The organism is Sphingobacterium olei (genome assembly GCF_005048855.1).
Classification (GTDB): Bacteria; Bacteroidota; Bacteroidia; order Sphingobacteriales; family Sphingobacteriaceae; genus Sphingobacterium; species Sphingobacterium olei.
This window is the reverse complement of record NZ_SUME01000002.1, coordinates 100798-123008: the sequence shown is the minus strand read 5'-3', so window position 1 is coordinate 123008 and position 22211 is coordinate 100798. Positions and strand designations below refer to the sequence as shown.

The 22211-nt window shown below is 42.0% G+C and carries 16 protein-coding genes; 4 read left to right on the top strand and 12 right to left on the bottom strand.

Annotation, left to right across the window (positions count from 1 at the left end):
• The first annotated feature begins 1 nt into the window (after position 1).
• From FAZ15_RS04830 to FAZ15_RS04820, 3 genes are all read left to right on the top strand, one after another.
• Positions 2-664, top strand: coding sequence for an HAD family hydrolase (locus tag FAZ15_RS04830; RefSeq protein WP_136900202.1), 663 nt, complete (start codon positions 2-4; stop codon positions 662-664).
• A 103-nt stretch (positions 665-767) separates the two neighbouring features.
• Entirely contained in the window at positions 768-1247 is a 480-nt protein-coding gene (locus FAZ15_RS04825) for a gluconate 2-dehydrogenase subunit 3 family protein (protein ID WP_136900201.1), read from the top strand.
• A gap of 6 nt (positions 1248-1253) precedes the next feature.
• A complete protein-coding gene (locus tag FAZ15_RS04820) occupies positions 1254-2972 on the top strand; it encodes a GMC oxidoreductase (protein WP_136900200.1) in 1719 nt (572 codons plus the stop codon).
• Between the two features lie 17 nt (positions 2973-2989).
• On the opposite strand, the gene nrdF is transcribed toward FAZ15_RS04820, so the two are convergent.
• The 4 genes from nrdF to FAZ15_RS04800 form a co-directional block, all read right to left on the bottom strand.
• On the bottom strand, positions 2990-3976 hold the full coding sequence (nrdF, locus tag FAZ15_RS04815) for a class 1b ribonucleoside-diphosphate reductase subunit beta (RefSeq protein ID WP_136900199.1): 987 nt from the start codon (positions 3974-3976) through the stop codon (positions 2990-2992).
• 91 nt (positions 3977-4067) lie between these two features.
• Positions 4068-6173: a class 1b ribonucleoside-diphosphate reductase subunit alpha gene (gene nrdE / locus FAZ15_RS04810; protein ID WP_136900198.1), complete on the bottom strand. Its 2106-nt coding sequence runs from the start codon at positions 6171-6173 to the stop codon at positions 4068-4070.
• Positions 6133-6540: a class Ib ribonucleoside-diphosphate reductase assembly flavoprotein NrdI gene (nrdI, locus tag FAZ15_RS04805; RefSeq protein WP_136900197.1), complete on the bottom strand. Its 408-nt coding sequence runs from the start codon at positions 6538-6540 to the stop codon at positions 6133-6135. The genes nrdE and nrdI overlap by 41 nt, the downstream gene beginning before the upstream one ends.
• 30 nt (positions 6541-6570) lie before the next feature.
• The gene (locus FAZ15_RS04800) at positions 6571-6807 is read right to left on the bottom strand and encodes a glutaredoxin family protein (protein WP_136900196.1); all 237 of its coding nucleotides are present in this window, start codon (positions 6805-6807) and stop codon (positions 6571-6573) included.
• 411 nt (positions 6808-7218) lie between these two features.
• Here FAZ15_RS04800 and FAZ15_RS04795 point away from each other — a divergent pair, with 411 nt between their 5' ends.
• Complete coding sequence (locus tag FAZ15_RS04795; protein WP_136900195.1) at positions 7219-9621, top strand: S9 family peptidase; 2403 nt, start codon at positions 7219-7221, stop codon at positions 9619-9621.
• Between the two features lie 63 nt (positions 9622-9684).
• On the opposite strand, the gene FAZ15_RS04790 is transcribed toward FAZ15_RS04795, so the two are convergent.
• From FAZ15_RS04790 to FAZ15_RS04755, 8 genes are all read right to left on the bottom strand, one after another.
• A complete protein-coding gene (locus FAZ15_RS04790; RefSeq protein ID WP_136900194.1) occupies positions 9685-10755 on the bottom strand; it encodes a PKD domain-containing protein in 1071 nt (356 codons plus the stop codon).
• Positions 10756-10773: 18 nt separating this feature from the next.
• Positions 10774-12150: a discoidin domain-containing protein gene (locus FAZ15_RS04785; RefSeq protein WP_136900193.1), complete on the bottom strand. Its 1377-nt coding sequence runs from the start codon at positions 12148-12150 to the stop codon at positions 10774-10776.
• 8 nt (positions 12151-12158) lie between these two features.
• Positions 12159-13883, bottom strand: coding sequence for a LamG-like jellyroll fold domain-containing protein (locus FAZ15_RS04780; protein ID WP_162304878.1), 1725 nt, complete (start codon positions 13881-13883; stop codon positions 12159-12161).
• A 16-nt stretch (positions 13884-13899) separates the two neighbouring features.
• A complete protein-coding gene (locus tag FAZ15_RS04775; RefSeq protein WP_136900191.1) occupies positions 13900-15516 on the bottom strand; it encodes a DUF5008 domain-containing protein in 1617 nt (538 codons plus the stop codon).
• An 84-nt stretch (positions 15517-15600) separates the two neighbouring features.
• Entirely contained in the window at positions 15601-16335 is a 735-nt protein-coding gene (locus tag FAZ15_RS04770) for a fasciclin domain-containing protein (protein ID WP_162304877.1), read from the bottom strand.
• 11 nt (positions 16336-16346) lie between these two features.
• On the bottom strand, positions 16347-17936 hold the full coding sequence (locus FAZ15_RS04765; RefSeq protein ID WP_136900189.1) for a RagB/SusD family nutrient uptake outer membrane protein: 1590 nt from the start codon (positions 17934-17936) through the stop codon (positions 16347-16349).
• A gap of 25 nt (positions 17937-17961) precedes the next feature.
• Complete coding sequence (locus FAZ15_RS04760) at positions 17962-21111, bottom strand: SusC/RagA family TonB-linked outer membrane protein (RefSeq protein ID WP_136900188.1); 3150 nt, start codon at positions 21109-21111, stop codon at positions 17962-17964.
• 11 nt (positions 21112-21122) lie between these two features.
• Entirely contained in the window at positions 21123-22211 is a 1089-nt protein-coding gene (locus FAZ15_RS04755; RefSeq protein ID WP_136900187.1) for a DUF5007 domain-containing protein, read from the bottom strand.

The window sequence follows — 22211 nt, the reverse complement described above, 5'->3', positions numbered from 1 at the left end:
TATGATAGCACAATTAGACGCCGTATTATTTGATTTAGATGGAACATTAATTGATTCTGAGTATTTTTATTATAGTAATTGGTCTCCAATATTGGCGAAAGAATTTGGTCTCCAAATTACCTTTGAAGATTGGATACGGTATTTTGCCGGACATACTTTGGCGCGTAATGTCGGCATGCTGATGGAAAGCTATGGGATAGCAACGACAGAAGAGTTTATGTGGAAAGAAACCCGTACTAATTATGCTAAATCGGATATGACTACTATTCGACTTATGCCGTACGCTCATGAAATTTTAGAAAAATTAGCAACCGAAAATATAAGATTGGCATTAGTTACTTCGAGCTATAAAACGACGGTAGATACTGTTTTGGGCCATCATGATTTGTTGGAGTATTTCGAGTTTTTTATCACAAGAGAAAGGGTTGTACATGCAAAACCAAATCCAGAGCCATATCTGTTGGCTACGGAGATTTTAAGTCTTCCCCGGGGAAATATTGTTGCAATAGAAGATACATCGACAGGATGTGCTGCAGCAAAGGGAGCCGGGTTAACTTGTATAGCGGTGACGAAATATGGATCGGAAATCGAAAAATTATCTAAAGCAGATTATATCTTGGGTAATTTGCAGGAAGTCAAGGGATTATTGTTTGCAAATGTATGATGTACATTTATAGGTGTAGATGTCTTTTTGGAATCGTTCAACGATTTAGCAGATTAATTTAATAACTTTATTGTATTTTTAGTTTTCCGTATTATAAAATTCTATGAATAGAAGAACAGCAATAAGACAACTATTTTTTGTCGCCGGAGGTATGGTAATCGCGTCATCTTGTTCAACAGATACCGGCGGTAGTTCTATCCAACTTAACACGATAAAATTAACAGCCAAAGATGAAGCCCTTTTAGCGCAGCTTGTAGAAGCAATTATACCGTCGTCGGACAGTCCGGGAGCTAAAGAACTCAACTTGCATCTTTTTGTCATGAAGATGGTTGATGATTGTTCTAGTCCGGAAGAGCAGGAACAATTTATAGCCGGGTTAAAATCCGCTAAGAAATTAGACGGTAGATCTACGGATGAAATTTTGGCTTACTTTGAGGGGGTGCCAAAGGATGATGTATTTTTTCACCTCCTGAAGCGTCGTACGATTCAAGGTTATATGAATTCCGAATATGTGATGAAAAATAAATTAGTTTATGAATTGATTCCGGGAAGATATAACGGAGCAGTAAAAATTGAAGTATAATTTTCGATGGCAAATTTGAATATTGACACTATAAAAAATAGGAAGTATGATGCGATTGTGATTGGATCGGGCATCAGTGGTGGGTGGTCTGCCAAAGAATTATGCGAGAAGGGATTAAAAACGTTGGTTTTGGAAAGAGGACGAGATGTGCAGCATGTCAAAGACTATCCGACAACGAATATGTATCCCTGGGAATTCGAACACCGTAATGAACTACCTTATACAATAAAAAAGGAGAATCCTATTGTGAATAGGTGTTATGCATTTCATGAGGATGCAGCACATTTTTTTGTGAAGGATAAAGAGCATCCGTATGTACAGGAAAAGCCATTCGATTGGATCAGAGGCTATCAAGTAGGAGGAAAGTCCTTATTATGGGCTCGACAGACACAGCGTTGGTCTGACTTTGATTTCGATGGTCCGGCGCGTGATGGTTTCGCAGTGGATTGGCCGATAAGATATGCAGATTTAAAGCCTTGGTATGATCATGTCGAACGTTTTGCAGGTATAGCCGGAGACAAGGATGGTTTACCCGAATTACCCGATGGCGAATTCTTGCCAGGATACCCCTTGAATGTAGTCGAGAAATATTTTAAGCAGAAGATAGAATCGGCTTATCCGGGAAGGAAAGTTATTTCAGCGCGTTGCGCACATTTATCAAAGCCGAATCAGATTCATTTGGACCAAGGACGCGTACAATGTCAGAACCGTACCTTATGCCAACGTGGTTGTCCTTTCGGCGGGTATTTTAGCTCTAATTCATCGACTCTGCCATGGGCTGCGAAGACTGGCAATTTAACATTGCGTCCAGATTCCGTGGTAGATTCCATTCTGTACGATGATGATAAAGGAAAAGCGATAGGCGTCAAGGTGATTGATAGCAATACAAAGGAAGAAATAGATTTTTATGCAAAAGTGATCTTTGTAAATGCAGCAGCATTGAATACCAACCTGATCTTGCTTAATTCCAAATCCCGACGGTTTCCCGAAGGTTTGGGTAACGACAGCGGAACACTGGGGAAATATATCGGCTTTCATAATTATAGTGCACGTATATATGGCGAATATGAAGGTTTATTGGAGTATAAAACGGATGGGCGCAGTCCTGCTGGGGGCGGTTATATCCCTCGTTTTAGAAATCTTCATCGACAAGAAACGGACTTTTTGAGAGGCTATGCTGCAGGTTTTAGTGCTTGGCGAATGTCAAATTCCGATCAATCCGGTTTAGGACTTAACTTAAAGGAATCGTTACTTAATCCAACATGGGGTAATTGGGGCGTGGGATCCCATATGATGGGGGAGACCATTCCAAAAGAATCAAATTATGTTGCACTAGATGTGGATAAAAAAGATGATTGGGGTATACCTCAACTAAGAATCGCTGTTGATTATGATGACAATGATGCGAAGATGAAGAAGGATTATCTGGATACGATGGAAGAAATGTTTGTCGCAGCAGGGTTTACAAATATTCAACGGAATGAGAGTTCGCAGGCTCCAGGTTTAGATATTCACGAGATGGGAGGTGTACGTATGGGGCTAGATCCAAAAACTTCGATGCTGAACAAATGGAATCAGTTGCATGCCGTACCCAATGTATTTGTCACTGATGGTGCAGCGATGACTTCTACCTCCACCCAAAACCCATCGTTAACGTACATGGCTTTTTCCGCCAGATCTGTGGATTATATGGTGCAAGAAATGAAAAAAGGGAATTTAGTGTAATTCCCTTTTTTCATTTCTTATACCTCTACGGTAGCATCCATTTTAAAATCATCATCCATTAAATGGACAATCTCCATCGATTTTTCGTAGTTTGTTGATTTCTTAGAGAAGAAATCGTGTTGAGTCGTTTCGGTATTCAATCCATTCAATACGATTGGGTTTACCTGTTTTACTTCAAAAATCGGATCAAATCCTAAATTCATCAAGGCCTTATTCCCGTTGTAACGCACATATTCCTTTACTTCCGCAGTAAGACCTACAACAGTATACAACTCTTCGGTATATTTGATTTCATTTTCGTATAAGTCATTTAGCAGCGTTAGGAATTTCTCTTTGACTTGTTCTTTATTGGAAAGCTTTGCATATACTTCTTGAGCAATCAAACCTACAAATACACCGTGTATAGATTCATCCGCAACGATCTTTTTGATAATATCTGCGGAGGCCACCATCTGTCCTTGCCCACATAACCACAATGGAAGGAAGAAACCAGAATAGAATAAGAATGATTCCAATAATACTGAGGCGGCCAATGCCATGAATAGTTCTTCATCAGATACATTTTCTTTGTCAATGGCGCGGTAATACTTATCGATAGTTCCGGCTTTATATTGTAGGAATTTATTGTCCGACACCCAACCAAAGACATCGTTGATCTCGTTGGTTGTCGATACGGTGGTGAAAATAGTGGAGTACGATTTGGCGTGTATAGCTTCCATCATACACATATAAGATAGTACAGCTTTATTTTGCAATGAATCGATATGATCGATAATTTTAGGCATACCCGTATGACTTTGCAACGTATCCAATAAGGTTAAGCCTCCCAAAGCTTTTTTATAGCATTCTTTCATGTCCCAACTCAAGCCTTTCCAGCTGTCGATGTCTTTTGAAGGAATATATTCTGTATCGATCCAGAATTGTCTGATATTTTGTTCCCAAAACATTAGTGCATAATCGTTGTCCGGGGTATTCCAGTTTACCGCTGTGAATTGTTTACTCATTACGTATTCTATTTGTTAAAGAAGCTGAAATAGATCGATAATAAACCGTTCTATTTCAGCTCCTGTGTTTTATGTAGTAGTTAATATACTTTTATGCTGAACACGATACACATTCGTCAATGCTTGACTTGCGTGTACGAGTATAATACAAGGATTTTAAGCCTAGTTTGTGCGCATAGATATAATATTTTGATAGGTCGCGCGTACTATCTTTCGAATTCGTATGAAGGATAGTCGATACACCTTGATCGATATGTCTTTGGATGACAGAAACCAGCTTCAATACTTTAAATTGATCCATATCATAAGCTGATTTGAAGTAGAAGTAATTATCGTTCGTCAAATAAGGCATAGGATAATAGGTTGTGCTATCTCCATACTCACGCACCTCGATGATATCCACCACAGGCATTACCGATGCCGTCGCGTTCATGATGTAAGATGTAGATTGGTTAGGGGCAATCGCTAAGCGGTAAGCATGATATATTCCGTGTTCCTGCACTTGTCCCTTCAGGTTAGCCCAGTCGTCTATTGTTGGGATATGTACGCCTTCAAATAGTTCTTTGACCTTATCTGTTTTAGGGGTGTATTCGCGGTTCAGATACATATCAAAATACGAACCATCGGCATAACCTGATTTTTCGAAACCCGTAAATGTTTTGTTGCGCTCTTTTGCAATCTCCATAGATGCCTCTAGCGAATAGTAGTTCATCATCATGAAAAATGTATTCGCAAAATCTAGAGCTTCGGTCGATTCGTACATGATGAAGCTTTTTGCCAAGAATCCATGTAAATTCATAGCACCTAGGCCTACAGAGTGCAATTCGCGGTTCGCTTTTGCAATGGAAGGTACCATCTCGATATTAGTCACATCAGATACTACGGTCAACGATCGCATTGCGGTCTTTACCGTCTCTTTGATACGCTTATTATCCATTACCGTTGCAATGTTCAATGAACCGAGGTTACATGAAATACCATAACGGATTGTATCTTCTCTACCATAAATTTCAATATCAGAGACCTCTGAAACTTGCATGATTTCTGTACATAAGTTAGAAAATTTTACTTTTCCTATTCCATTCAGTGCATGTGCGCGGTTCGCATTTTCCTTAAAGAAAATATAGGGATAGCCCGATTCTTTTTGTGTTTGTGCGATCTTCACCAACATATGACGAGCATTGATTTTTTTCTTCTTTACGTTTGGATTGGTGATCAGCTCGTCGTACATCTCATCCATATCCATTTCATCAAGAGGTTTGCCATACTCTTGCATTACGGTATGTGGGTAGATTAAGTAGCACGCTTCGTCTTTCTCGGCTAATTCCATGAATTTATCAGGGATAATAATACCGATGGACAACGATTTGATACGTACTTTCTCGTCGACATTAATTTTTTTACAATCCAAAAATTCTTCTATATCAGAGTGGAAAATATTTAAATACACCGCTCCAGCACCAGGGCGTTGTCCTAACTGGTTGGCATAGGAAAATGTATCTTCCATAATCTTCATAATGGGTAACACACCGCCTGCGCGACCGTCTACACCTTTAATTGCTTCACCTCGTGCACGAATTTTTGAGATATTAAATGAAACTCCTCCACCTATTGAAGACAATTTCATCGCTGAATCGACTGCATAGCCGATACCGTTTAAATTGTCTCCTATTTCATCCAAAAAACATGAAACAAGTTCTCCAGAACGTTTTTTTCCAGCATTCAAGAATGTCGGGGTAGCAGGCTGATATTCTTGATTGATCATTATTTCGGCGTATTGGATTGCTTTTTCAACTCCTTCTTGTCGTGCTAAAAATAAGGATACTGCCACAACACGATCTTCATAGCGCTCTAAGAATTTCTCTCCGGAATCGTCGCGTAGTGCGTAGCTTTGGAAAAACTTGAAAGCCGCCATAAAAGATTGAAAACGGAATTTCTTAGTATATACAAAATTGTATACTTCTTCCATTTGTTCAAACGTAAACCATTGATAGAAATCGATGTAGTAATCATTTTCTACCAGATAATCAATTTTTTCCTTTAGGTTGTAAAAGAATACCGTATTCTTATTAACATACTCTAGGAAATAGGCGCGAACAGCCTCTTTATCTTTGTGAAGGCTGAACTCGTCATCATGTTTAATCATGATTTCGTTATTAAGCAATATCCAGTTTTTTGCTACCTCGTTTGCTATCATAGTATTGATTTTTTATGATGTCTATAAATTGATTAATATCCTCCATGGTACCCGACAGCTCAAACTTGAAAGCCATTGGAATATCATATTGTTCTGCAATTTTATCTGCAGCAACGCCAAAATTTCTTCCCCAGTTGCGGTTACCGCTGGATGTAACTGAAAAAAAGTTGCTGTGCTGTGTTTGTAAAAATTCTTCAGTCAGCGGGGGCACTTTGCCAAAATTCGTTGTAAAGGTAATAAGGTGTCCCGGCTTGTCAACAACCATATCCTTATGGATGCGGTGTGCCGTCCAGCCTGTAATCTGAATCACTTTGTCAATAAAGCGCTGTACATTGCCCGTTCTGCTATCGTAATATAAATGTGTCATGTCAGTCATGCTTTAAATAGTACGAAATTCTTATTGTGCAATAGCTGCTTCTAATTCCTCTGGTCTGAATCCTATGATGCGGTGTTTTATTTCGTCTTCTTCTAGTACAAGTACGGTAGGTACTGTTCTTACTTTGAACTTAACTGCCAATTCAGGTTCATCGAAAGGATTAACCGTTTCGTAAGAGATACCTTTGTTGTCAAGGTAAGCCGATACTTGTGCGCATGGAGCACAGTCATTTTTTTCGAATTTAATGATTCTTGCCATGTTATAGTTAAGTTTAAAAGTAACAGAAGAAGCTAACCCTCTGGTACCATGTATTTAATGAATTATGATTTTTCGAGATTGTCAAAATCTCTTGTTAAACAAATATCATATATTTTATACGCGAGCGGTAGTTATACTTTTCCACATTAATTTTACAACTTCAACAGAAATGCGCTTGGTGAAGGTGGTTTTTGTGTAATGATTTGTTTTACAGTGTGCAAGATATGTGGATAACTTTAAAATACCTTCTTGCAGTTGGATTTCTGCACTTAAAAAATGACTAATTTATGCAAAAAAAACCAGTTAATTTTTGCAGGTTATATCAAAATAATAAGTAAACTTATAGGAGTTTCCAAATGATTTGATAATACTAAAATTAAGTCATTCATTTACATGAAATAATCCATTCTAATGAACAAATTCTTCTTTCTTTGGTTCTTTCTCTTTGTGTTTAAAATTTATGCACAAGAAAATGTTACTTATCAACTGCCTTCTTCGGAAATATTAGCGCTAGCTGATTACCAACGACCACCAACTATCCGCATGAGTGAGGATAAAAATTGGATTGTGTCTGTTTATCGTTCTACATATAAAAGCTTAGACGAACTTAATCAAGAGGAGCTGCGATTAGGAGGGTTACGAATCAATCCACTAACGAATATATCAAGTACCACTACCTATTCGAATAATTTAAGGATTAAAAAAGCAGGAGAGAAAACTGATATACCCGTTTCAGGACTACCAGAGCAGGCAAAGATAGCACATGTCAGCTTCTCACCAGATTCCAAGATGTTGGTTTTCACACACACTACAGCCCAAGGTGTAGAGCTATGGTGTGTTGAGTTGTCGAACGCAAAAGCCAAAAGGTTGACAGCCGACAATTTGAATGCTAATTTAGGAACACCCTATACTTGGTTTAAAGATAGCTCCAAATTGTTGATTATGAGATTGCACGGAGATCGCAAGCAATTGATCGACAGCAGTAAAGATTTGCCATTAGGCCCCATTGTATCAACTAGTACGGGGCAAATTTCGCAATTGCGAACCTATCAGGATCTGTTGAAGAATCCACAGGATGAATCAAATTTTAAAACACTAGTAAACGCCGAACTGTATGTCGTAGATCTCAACGGGCAACAGACTAAATTTATGGATAGCGACATGTTTGTTCAGAAATCATTCTCACCAGACGGACTTTACCTATTGCTTACTACGATTAAGGGGCCATTCTCTTATGTCGTTCCCTATTATCAATTTCCACAGGAAACAAAGGTTTACGATCTAGCTGGAACCCTGATCAAGGTCGTCAACGAAGTTCCTCTAATAGAAGTTCAGCCAAAAGGATTTTCCTCTACGCGTAAAGGTAAAAGATCGATGGGTTGGCGAAGCGACAAACCATCCAGTTTATATTACGTCGAGGCGTTGGATGAAGGGGATGCCGCCAAGAAAGTTGAATTCAGGGATGAACTTTTTACGTGGGATGCACCATTTTCCAGTTCACCAACATCTTTGACTAAATTAATCGATCGCTACAGCGGTGTGTTATGGGGTGACGAAGAAAATACATTGGTTCATTCCTCTTGGTACGATACTCGTAGTGCAAAGACATTCTTATTGAATCCTACTACAGGCTCGTCAAAATTAGTTTTAGATCGTAACTCTCAAGATGCATATAGTGATCCGGGCAATGTCCATATGCATCGAAATCAATATGGAAGACAGGTTATGTTTATCCATAAACAGAAAACCTATTGGGTAGGAAATGGTTTTACAAAAGAGGGGCAATTTCCTTTTATTGATGAATACGATCTAAAGACGGGCGCAAAAAAAAGATTGTATACCTCTGCTACTCCAGGCAAAAAAGAAACGATAATCGATCTCGTTGATATAACAAAAGGAGATATCATCGTATCCGTAGAGTCACCGACATTATATCCGAACTATTTTCTTAAAAACATTAAATCCGGTAAATCATCTGTGCTAACTACTTTTGAAAATCCATTTAAAGGGTTAGATGATGTTTACAAGGAAGTAATTTCGTATAAACGTGCCGACGGCGTAGACTTAACAGGAACATTATATTTGCCAGCTGGATACGATAGGAACAAAAAGGAAAAATTGCCTCTGCTGATCTGGGCATACCCAACAGAGTATAAAGACAAGAGTACTGCGGGGCAGAATACGGCAAACCCCAATGACTTCACCTTTCCATACTATGGATCATTTGTGTATTGGGTAACCAAAGGCTATGCGGTATTAGACGATGCTTCTTTTCCAGTTATTGGAGAAGGTACGGACGAACCCAACGATACATTTATTGAACAACTTGTCGCAAATGGAAAGGCGGCTATCGATGCAGTAGATAAGCTTGGGTATATTGACCGTACGAGGGTCGGTGTGGGCGGACATTCCTACGGTGCTTTTATGACGGCTAATCTGTTGACACATTCGGATTTGTTTGCTGTCGGCATCGCACGTTCCGGCGCTTATAATCGTACCTTGACACCGTTTGGCTTTCAAAGGGAACAGCGCAATTATTGGGATGTACCTGAGGTATATAATACCATGTCTCCTTTTATGCATGCCGACAAGATGAAAACTCCCATGTTATTGATCCACGGTGCAGCAGACAATAATCCAGGAACGTTTACATTACAGACGGAGCGCTACTTTCAGGCATTAAAGAATCTGGGAGCACCTGTCCGCATGGTATTATTGCCTTTTGAGTCACACGGTTACCAGTCCAAAGAAAGTATATTACATGTCCTTTGGGAGCAGGATCAGTTTTTAGAAAAGCATTTGAAAAGAAAATAAAAATTTTAAGCCCCCGCTTATCTAAGTAGGCGGGGGCTTAAAAAAATAAAACTAAATATCAACCTACTCAGGTAATTGTAACATCCTGAATTCTCCCATCTGAAATAGCGTGCCCGACCCTACAGCCCGTACTTGAAGACGATAGTAGTGATATGGCGTCGTATTATCAAAGGTAAATGTGTAAGTTGCCTTACGTCCATTATTATCCGGTCCCCCGGTTGTAGGGAAGATATAGTCATTGTAGCTATCCAATGTTACCCAATTTGTGCCATCATTCGAGGCTAGCATGTCCCAATTCTTAGGATCACGTCCGAGTGCATCATTCCCTGTCGTCATTGTGTATGCATTGATGACCTGTGGCTGGAAGTACTCAAACTGCCAATGGAAGGGACCGCCAATTTGATCTATCCTGAAAATCAAAAATTTGCTATTAATATTATTGTCGATCAGCTTTAGTGATCCTTCACCTGCCTCTTTACCTCCGTCGTTTTCATGCGATACCGAAAACTCATTTTCATACACTGTAAGATCCTTGACAATCCCAGATCTCATCAGTAGCATATCAAGCCTCGTTTTGGATCCTTTTGGTGTTGTCAATATCACGTAAGCATTTACAAACTCACCCGATTGTATGTTGACCTCCATATCGGCGTTCTCCGATTGCTGTACATAGTTTGCGCTTCCACGCTTCACAAACCAATCTGTTTTTCCTATGGTCATGTCTGTATTGTACGACATACGAAGATTTTCTCCAGAAGGAGTTGCAACTAGCTCTACTAATTCTGTAGGCAATATATTTACCGTTTCCTCCCGTTGTGCCCAATAGCCCTCTTCGTTAAGTGAAATTAACTTTACGTTAAAAATTCCTGTTTTGAGAAAGGTGTGTGTAGGGGAGGCCTCTGATGAAGTGCTATCGTCATCAAATGACCATCTGCTATTCACAAAATTGGTAGAACTATTGTTAAATTTAACAGTAAAGGGATCTTTAGGATCGGGTATAGTATAAGTAAAAGAAGAAGTTGGTTTCGGAAGGAGTCCTTCTTCATCGATGATCGGGCTTTCCTCTTTCGAACAGGAAGTGAAGCCTATCATTAAGGATAGGGCCACGTACAAATATTTTTTGATTATAATCATCACGTTTAAAGTTAAAGGTTAACGAACTTTGATCATTCGCCATTCACAAATTTGGAATAGATTTGTGCCGCCGACAATAGCCGTTATATTGAGTCTGTAATGCGTGTAAGAAACGGGATATGCGACGTTAAACCGTCTCGTCAGTAATCTGGTAGCAAATACCTGATTTGAACGGCTATCAATCGTCGTCCAATTAATACCATCATTAGACCCTTGCAGGTTCCATTCCTTAGGATCCCGCGATGCAGCGTCGTTTGCAGAAGTTAAGGTGTAAGCACCTATCTTTTGTGGTTCGGGAAATACGAGCGTGCATACTAAATCGCCCGTAAAGTTCGCTTGCAAGAACTTATTGTTGAAGTTGTTATCTACCATTTTTTTCGATCCTTCGTTAGCGTCGGGACCACCGTTATTGTCCCTATTAACCGAAAATACCCCTAGATGTGTTACATCTTCTTCAAGGACATTGTCACAGTCGATCAAAATAGTAGTATAGCTTTTTTCCGGATTGAGAATGTGCAAAGTCGGGCTTTCTAGACGTACTACAATTGCCAATTGCTTTCCCAGGTTATTATTGATAACTGTCCAAGGTACGTCAAGTGCAAATGTAGCTTCGCTAGCATTGCTCGGGAAGGTGACCTTTTCGACGACCGTGAATTCGCCTTCCTGTAACGCTACGGTATTTGCAGGTAAAGTGCCTGCTAGTATCAGCGCGTCTACAGTATCCGTATCAATGGCAACGGCGACCGAAAAGGCGCTGCTTGGAAAGCTTGCCAAATTAACCACTAATGGGATTGATATTCCTCCCGAACTAGCCGAATAGTTTTGTCGGTCTTTAACTTCGATAATGTTGCCACCTGTCTGTAAAGAGATGTAATGGATGTCGTCCACGGTCAAAAGTTCAGAAGTATTGATAACGATTATACCCGTATTTTGAGTTTGATCGACGCTATTCTCTTTTCCAACGTTATCAATGGTATATCCGATAGCTATTTTTTTTCCAAAATGTTTCTCTACTTCCGTTCTAGCTACCGTTATTTCGAACTGTGCCACGTCCGACCCATAATTCACTTTGGCTACATTATCAATCAATATTGAACTTGATGCTATAGCAGTGACATTTGTTAATTTGCCCTCTTGAATCTGCTTGGTTACGGTATCTTGATTGATTCGCAGGCTCACCTCGAAAGCCTTCGAAGCACCTCCACTCAATTTTAGGTTTACTGGAATAGTGAGTGTTTCATTTGTTTTTGCGATCGTACCAATGTTGGTGCTTGCCGCTACCTGCACACCTTGACCAGCCTGCAAGTCAAAATCTTCGAGATTTGTTTCTTGGCAGGCGACGAAGCTGTAGACTACTATTACTATCAGTGCGAATATTTTAAATATTTTCATCATCTTATAAATTATTTGTCCAACCATACCCGGCCATCCATCTGCCAATTTAATTGGCGAGGCACCTTTAACCAACTGATGATTTGCGCCGACACATCATATGTCCGTGGTACCATTTGGCCCAATTCGGTCGTTGAAGGCGCGCAGATAAAATCATTAAGCTGTGTACTCGGATAGCCGGGGTCACCCAGTTTCAAGTTAGCACCGTATGGCCCTTCGTCGAGAAGCATTCCATCCACGCTGCCACCCATGATCGGCCAGTATCCTGCCAAATTAGCGTAGTACGGATGATTTGGATCTACTCCAATATCGCAGCTAAACTGCTGTACCATATCCTCTGGCATCGCCGTGTTCCAGATCTTTACGTCGGCTAGGTACGCGTCCGAACGCCAGCTTTCACGTGTAGGTAACAAGCCGACTCGTAGCGGCCAGCGGGTATCTAGATTTCCCCAACCGGTAATGTTTGCCTCCCGGTTAAATTGACCATTGGTGTATAATCGTACAAACCGCTCGTTCTCTCTGTGCAGGCCGACAACAGTAATAGTGTTCCAGGTTGCGTCATTCAGCCGTTGATTCTGATCCGCTTTGACCTCCCCATACCCTGTATGACCACGGGCATTGAATACCCAAAAATTGTCTGAAAGATGGATAACCCAGCCGTTCATCAGCTCTCTATCCCAGCCTCCTTGCCAAGTCTCTCTTTTCCCAATTATCGAAGGATGGCTGAATCGATAGTTATTATTTGCCCCCCTGTTTTTCTTGATTTTAATCTCTATCGTGAAATCATCTAATCCAAGATCGAAAAGGTCGTTTTCAGCCTGCAGTTCCGCATATTTAACGTCGTTAAAACGCATAAACTCACCCGAAAGCTTATTCCCAATGTAAGGCTTTCCGATAAATTTCGAATTGTATTTCGGGGAGTATAAAATCGTAAAGGTGTTCAACGATGGGTTGCTAAACACGGTGTTGTCATTTTCTCCCGCCGGGATATCAAAATGCCCACCCTGACTGGAGGTGATAACGACCAACCAGTCTTCACGTGCATAATGTTCTCTCTGCTCCAGTGCTTTCAGGATCTCATCAACCTTGCTATCAAAACTGTTGATGGCCTCCCTGTACGCGTTGTGCGACAGGTCGAATCCGCTGCTTATACCCGCTTTCTGTACATCTTCAAAGTGAGCAGTAATTAAAGAGCGGTCTTCCTCACCTATGCTGGCTATTACCTTGTTTTTAACGTCATCATCACCGGATGCAAGCTTTGCTTCAGCATCTGTCCCGTAATTAGCTAAAAATTGCTGATTGGGGCTAATAATCTCTATTTTGGCTTCCGGATCAAAGTCTGTTATCCGGCTAAAAATAGACGGGTAAATATCCAATTTATTGGTAGCGAAGTTGTTATCTACGACGCCGTGCTTGATATAATTTACACCGGTAAAGATATCGGTCCAGTTTGCCGCAATGCCCTGCGCATTTTCCTCACTTAATCCTACCCAGGTATGGATGGAGTTCGGTAGCAATTTGGTTAGGGTAGGGGATTTGGCATCTCTTACTGATTGCCCGCGTGCGCCGTCTACAATTAGTAATAATACCTTTCGCGCTCCATATACCACATCCACGTCCTCTTCTTCGTTTTGTGGGGGTATTGTCTTGCTAAACTCCTCTTTGCACTGGCCTAAAAGACCTAAGGTTGCGAAGGCTATTAGCAGCAGTTTAATATTTCTCTGTAGCTTTTCCATTTTCATAATCCCATTTTTATTCTATAGTCACTCTAATTATATTGGAAACATCCTTATTGTCGAATTTCTGGAATTCGCCCATCAAAAGCAATGCCCGTTTCCCGTCCTCGGAAGTGGTTTCCACAGCTTGGTACACCGAGCCTATGAACTGTCCCGTCGCATTTAGTGTCGACTCTGCTAAATTACCGTCTGGGTTGAGTAGCATAAAGCCATTTCGGGTTACACCTCCATAGGTTAGGAACCGTCCGGATACCATAATCAGCCCATCGTTTAACTGTTTTGCATAAGTAGGAAATCCCCCTAAAAACACCTTAGCCTGAAAGCTTTCATCCAATGAGCCATCCGCATTAAGTAATGCCATCCTTCGAGCCGGTCGGCCATTATACGTCATAAACTGTCCTAATGCAATGTACTTATTGGTCTCCGCATTGTAGGTCACGTTCGTTACGAAGTAATCCGCCCCCACGCCTTGTGCATTAAAGGTATTGTCGATGGTGCCATCGGGATTCAAGCGGGTGATGTAGCCTACGGTTTTTTCGTCGAAGCGCGTGAACTGTCCAAAAACTAAAATCTTGCCTTGATGCTGTCCCGATTCATGCACTATCGTGCTTAAATCACCGTTGGCACCTTGAAAGGCAGTATTACCATTAAAACGAAATGTTTTATCTAAGGAACCGTCTAAGTTTAAACGTGCAATTTGCCGTATTTCGACGCTGTCCAAAATCGTCGTATCCCGCGTTTCCCTCGCGTTCGGTTTGTCGTATTGGCGGCTCACATAATACCTGAAATGCCCCGTGGCGATAAGTTTGTTATCCTGCGGATAAAGTCGGTGAACGGCACTGTTAAACCCACCGTTAAATCTAGGGACATATTTTGTGGTGTCAGACTGATCGGGTCTCCTATAAGGTTTGATGCCGACGGAATCTAGCCCCCCAGTGAGATGCAAACTGGTCAAATTCGATATGTTTTCACGCTTCATGTCGTAGCCTGAGAACGATCCACCAATGTAATAACGGTCGCCGATTTGTGTGATGGCTACCAATGCACCATTTGCACCAAGACCGGTCCGCCAACTCACATCATAAGAACCGTTCGAAAAAGTCCGTACCAATCGATTGATTGGTCTTACCAAGCCTTTACGGTTGTAGTCTGTAAAATTGCCGATATAAATCACCTTTCCATCCTGCGTGACGAACCTATCATTCACCGAATTATTTGTACCCTGCCTTGCCTCCCAGGTCGGGTCAATTTTTATTCTACCATCTACCTCAAACTCCGGTCCGAAGATGATAACATCGTCAATGGTAATCGACATAACTCCCGTGCTTGCGTACTCAGGGACCTTTACCTGTAGTTCCTCTCCATTGAGGCTGACGATTTCCGCGGCTTGACCACTAAATTTGACAACTGCTTTGTCCCGGTAATCGGAAAGCCCCGATACCTTGAGTTTGACAATCGTACCTACACCGCCGCTTGCCGGCGAAGGTGTTAAGGAGCGATCAAAAACTACGCCCAACGTCTCCTTTCCGGGCCCATAGGGTTCGGAAAAAAATGTCGCTTCTTTCCTACAGCCCGTGGTCAAAAATGATAGGGAAAGTGCCACCACAATATATTTTATAACTGCATTTTTCATATATGTATAATTTGCCTCTTATAGGTCATATCGAATATTATTCGTGTTTGTGAATGTTCTTTTGGAAACATGAATCCGTGTCCATTACCTCTTGCTTTGTATAATATCTGCTATTACATGTGAGTTGTTATGTCCGAACTGGCCCACTGTATAATCCAATACATGTACCACGCCATTGGAGGGCTGTATATCAGACGACGCTATCGCAACCCTACCAAATACATCTGGGTTAGATAGATCGCTGATGTAGGAGATATGCAGTTGCCGATATCCCATATAGCGTAATACCGATTTGCCGTCAGAGCTTCTGGCATCATTAAACACCACTCCGATATTACAAACGGCATCGCCTTGGGATTGGTAATACTGACCACCATATACGTTCATCAGGCTGTAATCGACCTGTGGATAATCCGCCAGTTTGTTTTTACCGTTGAATATATGCCGATGCAGGTAAAAATTCCAGATTAAAGGATCCACATCGCTCAATACTTTAATCGTATCCAAGCCGGCGGCATACAGCTGGGCATTTAGTCCCCCTGCCGTGAAAGAACCGATCAAATGTTTTATATCCTCGTCCCGGGGTGCAAAAAATGTAAACTCATCATTTGTGAATTTATCTTCCAAGCCTGCCAGACGCACAATCTGTGCGATAGTATCAAATTCACGAGGCTTAGCATCTAGATAATCCATCATGGTTCCATCGAAGACAGCTTCTGCGCGTCCACCATCTGTATAATATTCGTCCTCCTTACAAGCAAACAGCAGCGTTGTCAAGACGAAGATTAGCACAACCTTTTTTATTATTAATTTCATCATAACTTTCATAATTATCTACCCGTTGTTGTCCAATATTCATTCAACACGATATGTGGATTGTATCTCCTTGCATCTTGGTGCAAAGGCCACGTCCATGCTCCTCTGTTATATTGATCCAAGTTCATTGGTGCCATCGTCCATGCGGTATTGAGGATCCGTCGCGTACGTATCAGATCAAAATAGCGGTGTGCTTCGCCGATCAGTTCCCGGCATCGTTCCATATAAATAAAATCTTTCAGGTCGTTACCGCCACCACCAGAGTATGGCGATGCCTCGGCTCTTTGTCGAACCAGATTTACTGATGCTATGGCTTCACCGTCACGGTTCAGTTCAGCAAGGGCCTCTGCTTGCAAAAGGATCGCATCTGAATATCGAAAGATGATAATAGAATTTGCAGGGTATCCTTCTTCATTGCCCGACGTAAACACGTTGTACCCAAACTTTTTGAGCGCAAATTGGCCGTTATCCGAAGCAATGTCGTCAAACCACATGTCGCGGCGTAGGTCTGGTTCGCCTTCCGGATAGATGCTGTTCATATACTCCGAAACAAAGTAGGCCGCGCTGATCGATTTATTGTGTCTAGGGAACAGGTATGGCCATCTTAAAAAGTGGCTCCAGAATTGATAATGGTTTCTGACATTAAAAGTGTCCCAAGAAGGTTCCGAAATCCATGTGTCGTCCCCATAGTTGATGCTGCGGTAAAATTCAAATAAGGACTCCTCTGTTCTCCCTTTTGATACTTCAGCCCAGTTCTGCTCCGTCAGGCTATATAAACGATGTGCCTTGCTGTCGATCAACTCTTTGCCTAATGTAGCTACTTCTGTATAGTGTGCTTGGCTATTGGCGCGATCAAAAGAAGCATTCCAGGCATGCATGTGCATCAGCAACGCAATAATAGCACCTCGTCCCGGACGCGCGCCTCTTTCGGCAGGATCACCAAATGTCCAAGGCATCTGATCCTTATGAGGAGCCAAATCGGCAATACACTTATCGAGTACCGATACCATCGGTTCACGCGGTAGAGAGTTCGAAAAATAAGGATCGGTGTAATACACCACATCACCATATAGACGAACCATCCAAAAATAAGTGAAGGCACGGATAAATTTTGCTTCTGCGGTATAACGCGCCTGATCGGCACCGTCTACCCCCGGAATACCTTCTTCCAATTTGGATATTAAAATATTGGCACTTTGAATAACCTGATAATAGCCCTGCCATTTTGTAATTTCTTCAAGTTTATAATCACTAAACATCGTAGAATTAATTGCCAATGGTAGTGCATTGGCGCCTAATACTTCCACGACCGTACGCTCCTCGGGGTCAAGCGGACGCGTCCTTGAATCGCCCGCATTAACAGTTGCCCGGATTTCGCCTGAGCGCGCTTCTCCCGTGGCCCCCATAACCCAGCTTTCTCGTATTTTTTCAAAAAACTTAGCGTACATAAAGGCCATATTCGCTTCAACGTCTTCTTTCGACTGGTAGAAGTTATTCCCGGTCAAACGGTCGATCGGGTCTACTGTTAAATACTTCTGACAGGCGGTTGTCATCAAAAGGACCACTGCCAAGAGCAATCTTTTGATTATCTTATCGTATCTCATATACTGTTTTCTTTTCATGGCATAATTAGAATGAAAGATTTAAACCTACGTTATATGTCCTAGGTATGGGGTATCCATTGGAAAGATCCCTTCCCATACTCGTCACGTTCTCCGGATTTGGTCCGCTGTAGCTGGAGAAAGTCACCACATTGTCCAACGAGACATATACGCGCAGTCGTTGTAGTCCATATCGTCTCAAGGCGTCGCGGCTAAAATTGTAGGCGAGGATTATGTTATTAATTTTAAAATAGGTGCCATCTTCTGCCCAAAGGCTTTGATCAGCTCGAAATGGTCGGACTGTTCCACTCCTCGTGTAGGCGTAGGCATAGGGGTATTTGGCAATATCGCCCGGTTGGCGCCACATATCGTATTCATCAAGCGGTACCACGACTTTATTATCTCCGTCCTTTCCAAAAGGATCGGCCATGAGTCCCATGCGCTCGGCTAATGCATTATTTAAAATGGTACGCTTGGCCGTGTATGACGCATACATGCTAAACTGGAAATTTTTATAGGTAAAGGTATTCTGTACGCCCCCAGTGATGAGAGGCTGTGAATTGCCCGTTCGTACCATATCACGGTCATCATGAATGTAGTCTCCGTTTGTGTCTTGCCAAATCGGATCTCCAGCCTGGAAAGGAATGCCATCAATCGTTCTGTAGCGCAAACCAGTAGCTGGATCCACCGGTACATCTTCGTCTCTAGCATATACCCCCTGGTTGATCAACAGGTAGTTTGAAAGTGTGGCCGTGCCGACCCGGAATACATTATGCTGTCCGTTGAGATTATCGGAGTTGAATTTGATAAACTGTCCACCGTAATGCGCAGGCAATTTTAACAATACATCCTTATTAAGTGCGCCGTTGATGGAAAACGTCCAATTAAAATCGCCTCCTGGGCGTAAAGGTCTAACATTTAACATTAATTCATGCCCATAGTTTGCGATCGCAGCGTCGTTGGACGCCAGCACATTAAACGCAACGGTATTATTTAAAAACTGATCAAAGAGCAGGTTATCTACCTTTTTGTAGTACGTATCATAGACAAAATCGATGCGATTATTAAACAATGCAATGTCTAACCCAAAGTTATACTGCATAGAGGTCGTAGGCTTCAAGTTCGGATTAGGAATCTGACCAAAGTTGATACCTATCCCGGCTTGTTGATTGTAGTTGCCCGAGATGTCGTAGCGGCCGTAAATCCGCTCCAATGTACTGTTTGGCATCACATTGATCCCCCAGCTACCGCGTATAGACGCTAGGCTTATCCAGGAGGCATTATCTTTTACCCATTCTTCATTGTGGGCATTCCAACGTAGGCCGAGTGCGGGGTTTTTCGTATAAAGGTTTCCAAAACCGTTTCCTGAAGAGCCATCCATACGATAGGAAAGATCAACGACATATCTTCTTTTGTAGTCGTAAGAAGTAGACAAGGCAAAGGACAACGCTTTTTCGTTTCTGAAATTGTCCAATAACCCTCCACCCCTTGAAAAATACCCATCATAACCCAATGGACCCTGATAACCATCATTAGGTGTGCGATCAGGTTGGATCGGGAAATCTTGGCGGGTCACATTACGTGCTTCATTAAAGAGGTTGATAAAGATATTATGCGCCTCGTTGAAGGATTTGCTGTAATTCAGCGAGCTACGGCTATACAGTTGCGTTTGCCTTCCAGCAAAAGAATAGACTTTCGAAAACTGATTGTTAGCCGCTGCCGGCGAGAATGTATCTTCCGTACTGGAGACGAATTCGTAACTTAGTGCTGAGGTGAGACGCAGACCTGTTAGAATTTCATAAGAACCCTCAATATAGGGTCTAATAAGTCGAACGGCATTGTCATTTTTTGTACTGATGGAAGAGATGTACTCCGAAGACGCCGAATAGAAAGAAGGCGGCGGCAGTAAGGTAGAAGACATTCCGCCAGAAGCTACACCCGTTTGCAATATGCCGGTACCGTCACCTTTATTTATCTTACCTAATTGGGCAAACACCTGACCCGTGAAGCGAAGCTTGGTGTCTGGGCTGTAGTCCATGCGAAGGTTGGTCGAATAGCGGTCAAAACCCGTGTTGCGGATAATTCCCGTTTCGGTATGGTAACCGATGTTGGCTTTGTACGAAAGCACATTGTTACCGCCATCGACACTTAAGTTATGACTTTGGTTAAATGTGGTCTGAAAATACAAGTCCTGCCAATTCGTTGAGTTATTAAAATACGCGTTCAAACTATCCGATAAATGTGGTGTCTGCTGGATTCGGTCTATATCGGCCTGAGTCAATGCGTTGCCAAAGATCTGCTGGAGCTTGAGCCTACGCTCGAGATTACCCCCCAGTGTTTCCCGTAATTTTGGGGGTGTGCGCATAAATGAATTGTTGACGTAATTGATCCGTGGGATTTCCGAATTACCTCTTTTGGTATTGATGATAATTACCCCATAAGCGGCCAATGAGCCGTAGAGCGAAGTAGCCTGCGCATCTTTCAAAATCTCTATGCTTTCCACATCTTCCGGCGGTATCATAGACAACGGACTGATACCTGGACCTTGTTGCTGTAAGCCCATTTCGGATGCCCTATCCGCATCCAACGGTACGCCATCGATAACATATAGGGGGGAGGTCGGCATCAGTATAGATTCATTCCCCGACCCTGCCGTCGCTAAAGTAGAAAGACCACGAATCTGGGTTGTACCACGAAATCCCGGTGCACCGGTGTTCACCTGTATATTGAGTCCCGGTGCCCTTCCTTGCAGTAAGGTTTCCAAAGATCCTGGAATGTCGCGGATATCATCTGCTGTGATGATATTTGATGCTCCGGTAGAGGTTTCCTTTGGACGTTTTACATAACCGCGCGTTACGACTACCTCTTCCACCTCACTACTTGATGGCTCCATATTGACCGTTAACGTGGTTTGTCCGTTTGTTATAGTTGCCCGTTTGTCACCATAACCTACCAACTTGAAAAGTAGGGTGGTGCCTGGACCGACAGATACTGTGAATCCTCCGTTTGCATCTGAAGCAATGAGAGATCGGCCTGTGGCTGCATTCCTAATGGAGACATTGGCTAGGCCTTGGCCGTTTTCGTCCAACACCCTTCCTTTCACGGTGGTTTGTGCCGTAGCAGAAAGGCTAAGGCTCATACAAAATAGGAGTATGCTATATATAATTTTATTTTTCATAAAAAGCCTTGTTATTCGTTGTCAAATTTTGGATTATCGTTTTTGAAATGAAATACGATTTCCCAATCGCCTTTCTTAAAGATCTTAAAATTCAGGCCAAATCTGGCAACAAGCCGAGCGCCGCCCCAGCCGATACGGGAATACCCAAACTCCAAGAAAGCGCGGTTACCAGCTGAATAGTCCGTTAATATTGATGTTAATGGTACAGGATAGGCAACATCGTATTGCACATATTCATCAGTAACTTCTTTATTAAATCCATGTACCAATTCGTCCCAGCGGGTTTCATTGAATTCCAGCGGATAGATCGGAATACTGTCTTTGTTCAAAAATTTGAAGCGCAGTTTATTTCCATTTCCACCTTCAAAAGGACGGATATAAACGACTATATCTTTCTTTTGAGTGTTATTCACTAAGGGCACATTTGTGGTTTCGCCTATAATATTCGATATAAACGAAGGTACAATGTATGCTCTTTTTCTCGGATCATTCGGGGCATTGGGATCTGGTGCGATGCCACCTGTGTACGGGTTGATATCGGTTGAGGGTTCGTAAGGTATTTCTCGCCAGGGAATAAGCTGAAAATCCTTAACGTACCGTATGCCACCAGAATTACTAAGCTTTAGGTCAAAAAAGCGGATATCTTGCGTTTTTAGTACGGTGTCTACAGGACGAGGTGTCACAAGTTCATTTGTAGCTGCGGCATGCATAATAAAGCGGCCTCCAGCGTCGACTTCAAACAGTGGTTTGTCCACTAAACGCCGTTTATTTTCAATTTCCTGTAGCGAGGTCTCTTCACCATCATATTCTGCAATCCATTCATAAGTCGGTACGACCTGTAAAAAGTCAGTTACGGGTCTACCGTCACCAAAACGTGGATTGATGATCTCGAAAGCGATAGGTAGGGTAGAATTGTTTGCGTTCAACGGATTCATTACGTTGGTCATCCCTAACCTGGGTTCTAATACTTTGTTTGTATAAGTGAGATTTTCACTGATAAAGTCCTTATCCTCTGGTAAGTCATATATTTCTGTGCAGGATGCGAATACGAAAGAGACACTTGTCACTATTCCCAAGACCTTGTATTTTATATATTTCAT

Bases quoted from the DNA above. Each gene is read 5' to 3' on its own strand.
- FAZ15_RS04830 (WP_136900202.1), top strand. From the start codon at position 2: ATGATAGCACAATTAGACGCCGTATTATTTGATTTAGATGGAACATTA.
- FAZ15_RS04825 (WP_136900201.1), top strand. From the start codon at position 768: ATGAATAGAAGAACAGCAATAAGACAACTATTTTTTGTCGCCGGAGGT.
- FAZ15_RS04820 (WP_136900200.1), top strand. From the start codon at position 1,254: ATGGCAAATTTGAATATTGACACTATAAAAAATAGGAAGTATGATGCG.
- nrdF (WP_136900199.1), bottom strand. From the start codon at position 3,976: ATGAGTAAACAATTCACAGCGGTAAACTGGAATACCCCGGACAACGAT.
- nrdE (WP_136900198.1), bottom strand. From the start codon at position 6,173: ATGATAGCAAACGAGGTAGCAAAAAACTGGATATTGCTTAATAACGAA.
- nrdI (WP_136900197.1), bottom strand. From the start codon at position 6,540: ATGACACATTTATATTACGATAGCAGAACGGGCAATGTACAGCGCTTT.
- FAZ15_RS04800 (WP_136900196.1), bottom strand. From the start codon at position 6,807: ATGGCAAGAATCATTAAATTCGAAAAAAATGACTGTGCTCCATGCGCA.
- FAZ15_RS04795 (WP_136900195.1), top strand. From the start codon at position 7,219: ATGAACAAATTCTTCTTTCTTTGGTTCTTTCTCTTTGTGTTTAAAATT.
- FAZ15_RS04790 (WP_136900194.1), bottom strand. From the start codon at position 10,755: ATGATTATAATCAAAAAATATTTGTACGTGGCCCTATCCTTAATGATA.
- FAZ15_RS04785 (WP_136900193.1), bottom strand. From the start codon at position 12,150: ATGATGAAAATATTTAAAATATTCGCACTGATAGTAATAGTAGTCTAC.
- FAZ15_RS04780 (WP_162304878.1), bottom strand. From the start codon at position 13,883: ATGGAAAAGCTACAGAGAAATATTAAACTGCTGCTAATAGCCTTCGCA.
- FAZ15_RS04775 (WP_136900191.1), bottom strand. From the start codon at position 15,516: ATGAAAAATGCAGTTATAAAATATATTGTGGTGGCACTTTCCCTATCA.
- FAZ15_RS04770 (WP_162304877.1), bottom strand. From the start codon at position 16,335: ATGATGAAATTAATAATAAAAAAGGTTGTGCTAATCTTCGTCTTGACA.
- FAZ15_RS04765 (WP_136900189.1), bottom strand. From the start codon at position 17,936: ATGAGATACGATAAGATAATCAAAAGATTGCTCTTGGCAGTGGTCCTT.
- FAZ15_RS04760 (WP_136900188.1), bottom strand. From the start codon at position 21,111: ATGAAAAATAAAATTATATATAGCATACTCCTATTTTGTATGAGCCTT.
- FAZ15_RS04755 (WP_136900187.1), bottom strand. From the start codon at position 22,211: ATGAAATATATAAAATACAAGGTCTTGGGAATAGTGACAAGTGTCTCT.